Source organism: Kribbella albertanoniae (genome assembly GCF_004348455.1).
Taxonomy (GTDB): domain Bacteria; phylum Actinomycetota; class Actinomycetes; order Propionibacteriales; family Kribbellaceae; genus Kribbella; species Kribbella albertanoniae.
The window spans coordinates 23,954-30,813 of sequence record NZ_SMKA01000076.1; the positions used below are offsets into that span (position 1 = coordinate 23,954).

6 protein-coding genes are annotated in these 6,860 nt (G+C 67.9%); all 6 read left to right on the forward strand.

The annotated features are described in order from the left end of the window. Positions 1–75: 75 nt before the first annotated feature. The 6 genes from glgX (at position 76) to E1261_RS18430 (ending at position 6,575) form a co-directional block, all read left to right on the forward strand. Entirely contained in the window at positions 76–2,172 is a 2,097-nt protein-coding gene (gene glgX, locus E1261_RS18405) for a glycogen debranching protein GlgX (RefSeq protein ID WP_238176292.1), read from the forward strand. Positions 2,173–2,245: 73 nt separating this feature from the next. Continuing rightward, positions 2,246–3,010 (forward strand): SGNH/GDSL hydrolase family protein, encoded by a 765-nt coding sequence (locus tag E1261_RS18410; protein ID WP_165952552.1) that lies wholly within the window; start codon positions 2,246–2,248, stop codon positions 3,008–3,010. 39 nt (positions 3,011–3,049) lie between these two features. Next, positions 3,050–3,871, forward strand: coding sequence for a MerR family transcriptional regulator (locus E1261_RS18415; protein WP_132408110.1), 822 nt, complete (start codon positions 3,050–3,052; stop codon positions 3,869–3,871). Then, a complete protein-coding gene (locus E1261_RS18420; protein WP_132408111.1) occupies positions 3,871–4,722 on the forward strand; it encodes a transglutaminase-like domain-containing protein in 852 nt (283 codons plus the stop codon). Before E1261_RS18415 ends, E1261_RS18420 begins: the two co-directional genes overlap by 1 nt. Before the next feature lie 45 nt (positions 4,723–4,767). After that, positions 4,768–5,343 carry a TetR/AcrR family transcriptional regulator gene (locus tag E1261_RS18425; protein WP_132408112.1) on the forward strand — a complete coding sequence of 192 codons (576 nt, stop codon included), beginning with the start codon at positions 4,768–4,770 and terminating at the stop codon, positions 5,341–5,343. Positions 5,344–5,393: 50 nt separating this feature from the next. Next, positions 5,394–6,575, forward strand: a complete 1,182-nt coding sequence (locus tag E1261_RS18430) for a Cmx/CmrA family chloramphenicol efflux MFS transporter (RefSeq protein ID WP_132408113.1) — start codon at positions 5,394–5,396, stop codon at positions 6,573–6,575. Positions 6,576–6,860: the final 285 nt, after the last annotated feature.

The window sequence follows — 6,860 nt, forward strand, 5'->3', positions numbered from 1 at the left end:
ATCACTCCCCGGGCATTTGGGGTCAAGACACCCCACCTGTCCGCGGGTTTGTGAGGAGTTGTGCAGAATGTGCCGGTGACTGACACGACGGCGACTCCGACCGCAGCCGGGCCGGCCGGCGACCTCGGGCCGCGGTTGGGGGCAGTGGTCCAGACCGATGGAACGACGTTCACGCTGTGGGCCCCGGCCGCCGAGCGGGTCGAGCTGGCGCTGATCGCCGACGACGGCAGTCAGCGCAATCTCGACCTCGCGCACACCGGTGAATTCTGGACCGGGTTCGTGGCCGGCGTCGGCCCCGGCCAGCGGTACGGGTACCGGGTGCACGGACCGTTCGACCCGTCGCACGGACTGCGGTTCAACCCGTCCAAGCTGCTGCTGGACCCGTACGCGCGGGCTGTCGACGGCTCGCTGGATTTCGCCAGCCCGCTGATCTACGACTCGTCGGACGGGGACTCGGCCGGACATGTCCCGGTCAGTGTCGTGGTCGGCGACTCCGAGCCGCCCCCGCCGATCTGCAAGCCGGTGCACTGGGGCGAGACGGTTGTGTACGAGCTGCACACCAAGGGTTTCACCAAGCTGCATCCCGACGTACCGGAGCATCAGCGCGGGACGTACGCCGGTCTGGCGCACCCGTCGGTCATCGCGTACCTGCAGGAGCTCGGGGTCACCTCGGTCGAGCTGCTGCCGATCCACCAGTTCCTGACCGAGCCTGCGATCGCGGCACGCGGTCTGCCGAACTACTGGGGCTACAACACCCTCGGGTACTTCGCTCCGCACGCGGCGTACTCGTCAGCAGGTACGCGTGGTGAGCAGGTGGCCGAGTTCAAGGCCATGGTGGCCGCATTCCATGCCGCTGGCATCGAGGTAATCCTGGACGTCGTCTACAACCACACTGCCGAGGGTGGGTTCGACGGGCCGACACTGAGCTTCCGCGGCATCGACAACCGCGCGTACTACCGGCTCGGCCCGGGCGGCACCATGTACGACGTCACCGGCACCGGTAACTCGGTCGACACCTCACACCCGCAGGTCCGGCGGCTGCTGATGGACTCACTGCGCTACTGGGTCCAGGAGATGGGCGTCGACGGGTTCCGCTTCGACCTGGCCGTGACGCTGGTCCGCAATGAGCGTCACGAGGTTGATCTGGTCGACCACGCGTTCCTGTCCGAGGTGGCAGCCGATCCTGTGCTGGGCGAGGTGAAGCTGATCTCCGAGCCCTGGGACGTCGGCAACTTCGGCTACCAGGTAGGCAACTTCGGCACTCCGTGGTCGGAGTGGAACGGCAAGTTCCGCGACAGCGTGCGGGACGTCTGGCGGAACACCTCCGACGGCGTGAAGGACCTGGCCTACCGACTCTCCGGCTCCAGCGACCTGTACGGCGACGACGGACGCTACCCGTATGCGTCGATCAACTTCGTCACTGCGCACGACGGCTTCACCCTGCGCGACCTGGTCAGCTACAACCACAAGCACAACGAGGCGAACCACGAGGACAACCGGGACGGTACCGACGACAACCGGTCCTGGAACTGCGGTGTGGAGGGTCCGGCCGACGATCCTGCGGTAGTTGCGCTGCGGAAACGCCAGATGGCGAATCTGATGTCCACGCTGATCCTGTCCACCGGCGTACCGATGATCACCATGGGCGACGAGTGCGGGCGGACGCAGGGCGGTAACAACAACGCGTACTGCCAGGACAACGAGATCTCCTGGTTCGACTGGTCGCTCCCGGAGCAGTGGGCCGACCACCTCGCTCTGACGAAGAAGCTGATCGCACTGCGGTCGGCACACCCCACTCTGCGGCAATGGCACTACTTCTCCGGACAGCCCGTCGTACCGGGCGGCCGGAAGGACCTGTCCTGGATCGCACCGCACGGCGGCGAGATGAACGAGTCCGACTGGCACGACGGGAACCTGCGCACGATCGGCATGTTCCTGGCCGGGGACGCGCTGCGGGCCACCGACGCGGAGGGCAACGCGCTGACGGACAGCTCGTTCCTGCTCGCGCTGAACGCCACCTCCGAGATCCGGGAGGTCGCCGTACCGGATGCGTCGTGGGCGCCGGCCTATGAGGTGGTTCTGGACACCAGCAACAGCATGGTGACCGAGGTCGAGGCCGGTGCGACCGTGCCGCTGCCCCCACTCTGTCTGGTGCTGCTCCGCGCGCTCTGAGACGTTCCCCGGCGTTGTTAACCTTCGCCTTGTACCTTCATTGGTCACCTGTTGTTCATGTATGGGGGGACCAATGTTTCTGCTGCGCCGCGCCCGTCAGCGAACCACTCCGATCGGCGCCCTGCACCGCGGGATCATGCGCTGGGGCGAGGCGGAGCGGACGAGCTCCCGGCTCGCCGTGCAGCGCTGGCTCGACGGGGTCGCGTACGTCGACGTACAGGCGCGCACGTACGCCGAGTACTGGACGCAGCAGAACACCCGGGCACTAGCTGCCGACGGACCGCTCTGGGTCGTGCTGGGTGACTCAACTGCGCAGGGCCTCGGCGCCTCCAGTCCCTTGCACGGGTACGTCGGTCAGGTGCTGAACGCACTTCGCCGTACCGGCAGTCCGTGGCGCGTACTCAACCTGTCCCGCTCCGGTGCGCAGACCCAGCACGTACTGAACGACCAGCTCCCCCTGCTCAGCGGTCTGCAGCCAGCACTCGTCACCTGCGGCATCGGCAGCAACGACATCCTCGCCACGCCGCCGAAGCGTTTCCGCGACCACCTGCGCGAAGTGATCGAGCGCCTGCCCTCCTCCTCAGTCGTGATGGACCTGACCGTGCCGGACCGCCTCTGGCGCGTCGGCGGAGCCGTCAGTCCCTACGTCGCCGGCATCAACCAGCACATCAGCACCACCGCCTCAGACCGCGGACTGCCCGTGGCCGAGGTCTCCCGGCACGCCCGCCCGCCATGGCGCGGCATGCTCGCCCGCGACAACTTCCACCCCAACAACCTCGGCTACCGCCGCCACGCCGACGCCCTGCTGACCGCCCTGCCGAAAAAGCACCTGCGCTGAGCTTTACCTTTCCCCTGGGGCAGGGGGTTTGATGATCGCGTGTTGACGATCAGTGAGTTCGGGCGGCGGGCGGGGCTTTCACAGAAGGCCTTGCGGCTGTACGACGTGTCCGGGCTGCTCGCGCCGGCCCGGGTGGACCCGGCCAACGGGTACCGCATCTACGACGAGGAGCAGCTCGAACGCGCTCGGCGGATCAGCGTGCTCCGGCAGCTCGACATGCCATTGAGCACCATTGCCGACGTACTGGCCGGGTCGGACGAGCAGGCGCTGATCCTGCTGGACCGATGGTGGGCTGCCGAGGAGGCGACCACGGCTGCTCGGCGGGCGACCCTCGACTATCTGCGCGGACGGCTGAACCGGACCGGCCTGTCCGGACTCTCACCGCGGCCGGTGCTGACTCGTGAGGTCCCGGCGACCAAGATCGCGACGATCCGGGCCAAGACGAACCAGCCGATGCTGGTCGGCGTGATCGTCTCGGGCACCGACGAGATCGCGTCGTACCTGCGATCGGCCGGCGCGACGTTCACCGGCGGGTCCTGGGTGATCTACCACGACGCCATCACGCTGGAGGCCGAAGGAACCGTCGAGATCTGCGTCCCGTTCGAGGGTCTCGTCGACCCGGCCGGGCCGATCGCGATCCGGGTCGAACCGGCCCATCACGAGGCGTACTGCACGATCACGATGGACGAGTGCTCGTTCCCGCGGATCATGCTCGCCTACGACCTGGTCTTCGACTGGGTCCGCAACCAGGCCCTGGAGGCTGGTGCGCCGCGCGAGGTCTACCAGCCCAACTGTCAGGCGCTCCCCCGCGACGCACCGGCCGTCGACATTGCCCAACCCTTTCTTGTGAGGAGACCTTGATGGACTACACGAAGCAGACGCCGTACAGCGATCCGGGCGAATACGCCCATCTGTTCGACGCCCTGCCGGACGACATCCCCGCGATCGGCGCCGTCGTCCGCAACCTGCTCATCCACTACCGCGGTGGCGGCATCGAGTTCACCGGCGACCGTCTGGCCGAGATCGACCACCGCTGGGTGGCATCCATCCTCGCCACCGATCAACGCCGCAACGGTACGGCGCTCGCCGTACCGCGGGAGCCGTTCGACCGCGTGGTCGGCTGCTGCCGCGACTACACCTTGCTGTTCGTCTCCGCCCTTCGCCACAAGGGCATTCCGGTCCGCAGCCGGATCGGCTTCGCCGTCTACTTCAACGAGGACTTCAACCACGACCACGTCGTCGCCGAGTACTGGAACGGCGACCGCTGGGTGATGATCGACGCCCAGCTGGACCCGGCCGACCACCCGTTCAACACCCTCGACATGCCGCCGGGGCCGTTCGTCTCCGCCGCCGAAATCTGGCGCGAGGCCCGGGCCGGCCGCATCGACCCCAACCTGTACGGCGCAATCCCCGGTCCCGGCACGGGCCTCGCGCTGAACGGCTTGTGGTTCATCCGTACCTATGTGCACTACCAGCTCGCACACCTGATGGGCGACGAACTCCTGCTCTGGGAAACCTGGGGCACCCTGGCCCCGACGTACACCGAAGCTGATGCCGCCGAGACCGACGAGCTGGCCGCGCTCCTGATCACTGGCGACGAAACCGCCTTTAAAGAGCTGACCGAGCGCTACCCGGCCTTGAGCCCGAACGGCCGCACCCTGCTCACCTCCCCCTCCGGCCGGCCGCACGAATGGGTCGATCTCACGGCGTGACCCTCGTTTTGGATAGCTCGGTCCAAAACCTGTTATGGTCGGTTCGTGGTCAGGCCGAGGATGTTCGACGAGGACCAGGCGGTCGATGCCGCGATGCGGGTGTTCTGGGCGTCGGGGTACGAAGCGACCTCGACGCAGGAGCTCTGTACGGCGACCGGGCTCGGGCGCAGCAGTATCTACAACACGTTCAGCAGCAAGCGGGCGCTGTTCGATCTCGCATTGCGGCGGTACATGGAGCAGACGACGTCTGCCCAGCTCGAGCTCATCCGGCGGACCGACCTGCCGATCCGGGAACGCGTCCGGCAGATCCTGTGGCGGGCGGTCGAGCCTGATCCGGGCGACCCGTCCGGCTGCCTGGTGATCAACACCGTGGTCGAGCTCGGGCCGACCGATCCCGAACTCGTCGAGATCCTGGATCGGGACCACGCCGTCAAGCTGAAGGCACTCGCTCTGGAGATCCGGGCCGCGCAAACCGCGGGTGAGGTCGACGCGAGTCGCGATCCGGAGGCGCTCGCGGACTACGTGTACGTCGTACTCGGGGGGCTGCGCGTTGCGGCCCGCCGGGGTGCGGCGACCCGTGTTCAAGAGTCCGTCATCGAGGCCGCGCTCCACGCCTTCTGAGGCCTTCTGAGCCTTCTGAGCCTTCTGAGCCTTCTGAGCAAAGGAAACCTATGCCCTTCGCCGTCTATCTGCTCGGCGCTGCGATCTTCGCCCAAGGAACGTCGGAACTCATGCTGGCCGGCCTCCTCCCCGAAATCTCCACCGACCTCGGCGTCTCGATCCCAGCCGCCGGCCTGCTGATCTCCGCCTTCGCCGTCGGCATGCTCGTCGGCGCCCCGGTCCTGGCCGTCGTCACCCTGCGCTGGTCGCGGCGCGCGGCGATGCTCGCCTTCCTGGTCGTCTTCGCACTCACCCACGTCGCCGGCGCACTCACCTCCGACTACGGCTTCCTGCTCGCGACCCGCGTCGTGGGCGCCTTCGTGTACGCCGGATTCTGGGCCGTCGCCTCCGTCACCGCGATCCAACTCGCCGGACCCGAATCCCGGGCGCGCGCCATGAGCGTCCTGGCCGGCGGCCTCACCGTCGCCTCCATCGTCGGCCTCCCAGCCGGCACCGCACTCGGCCAGCACCTCGGCTGGCAATCCGCCTTCTGGGCCGTGGCCGCGATGTCCGCCCTCGCCATGGTCGGCGTCATCTTCACCATCCCCGGCGGCCGCTCCAAGACAACCCCCGAACTACGCAGCGAACTGCGAACCATCCGCAACCCCGGCCTCTGGCTCGCCTACGGAACCACCGCGCTATCCACCGCAGCAATCCTCGCGATCTTCTCGTACCTCGCCCCGCTGCTCACCGACTCCACCGGCCTCTCCGCCGCCTGGGTCCCAGCAGTCCTCGCCGTGTACGGCGTCGGCGCCCTGATCGGCATCACCACCGCCGGCCGAACCGCAGACCGCCGCCCCTTCACCACGCTCACGGTCGCACTCACCGGCCTCATCGCCGCCGCGGTCGCGCTCGCACTCGGCGCCGGTACCCCGTGGCTCGCCGTACCCGCCATCGTCCTGGTAGGCGTCTTCGGCTTCGCCAACAACCCCGCCGTCAACGGCCGGGTCTTCACCCTCGCCGGCTCCGCCCCCACCCTCGCCGCCGCCTTCAACGTCTCCGCCTTCAACGTAGGCATCACCATCGGCCCCTGGCTAGCCGGCCTAACCCTGAACGCCGGCGCCGGCTACCCCTCCGTCGCCTGGATAGGCGCCCTCTTCGCGATCCTTGCCCTAGGCACCGTCCTCCTAGCCACCCGCCTCCCCGCCCCGCTGCACCACTCGGCCCCAGCAACCTGCGCAACCACAACCTGAACCTCCTCCCCCACGCACGTTGAGCACGGCTCAGCCATCCACCCGGCCCAAAAGTGGTTGATGGGTGCCCAAAGCAGCGCCGCCCCCACTGCCACAACGTCCGAAGAACACGCAGACCTGGTCTCCGAATCGCCGGACGTCAACCCCGGCACCCGGGTAACGTCCGAACGATCGGAGGGCCCGCCTCCGGCCATTCGGACGTTAACCCCGGCACCCCGCCAACGTCCGAACGATCGGAGGGCCCGCCTCCGGCCATTCGGACGTTAACCCCGGCACCCCGCCAAC

Coding starts and splice junctions, on each gene's coding strand:
- E1261_RS18410 (WP_165952552.1), top strand. CDS start 2,246: ATGTTTCTGCTGCGCCGCGCCCGTCAGCGAACCACTCCGATCGGCGCC.
- E1261_RS18420 (WP_132408111.1), top strand. CDS start 3,871: ATGGACTACACGAAGCAGACGCCGTACAGCGATCCGGGCGAATACGCC.
- E1261_RS18430 (WP_132408113.1), top strand. CDS start 5,394: ATGCCCTTCGCCGTCTATCTGCTCGGCGCTGCGATCTTCGCCCAAGGA.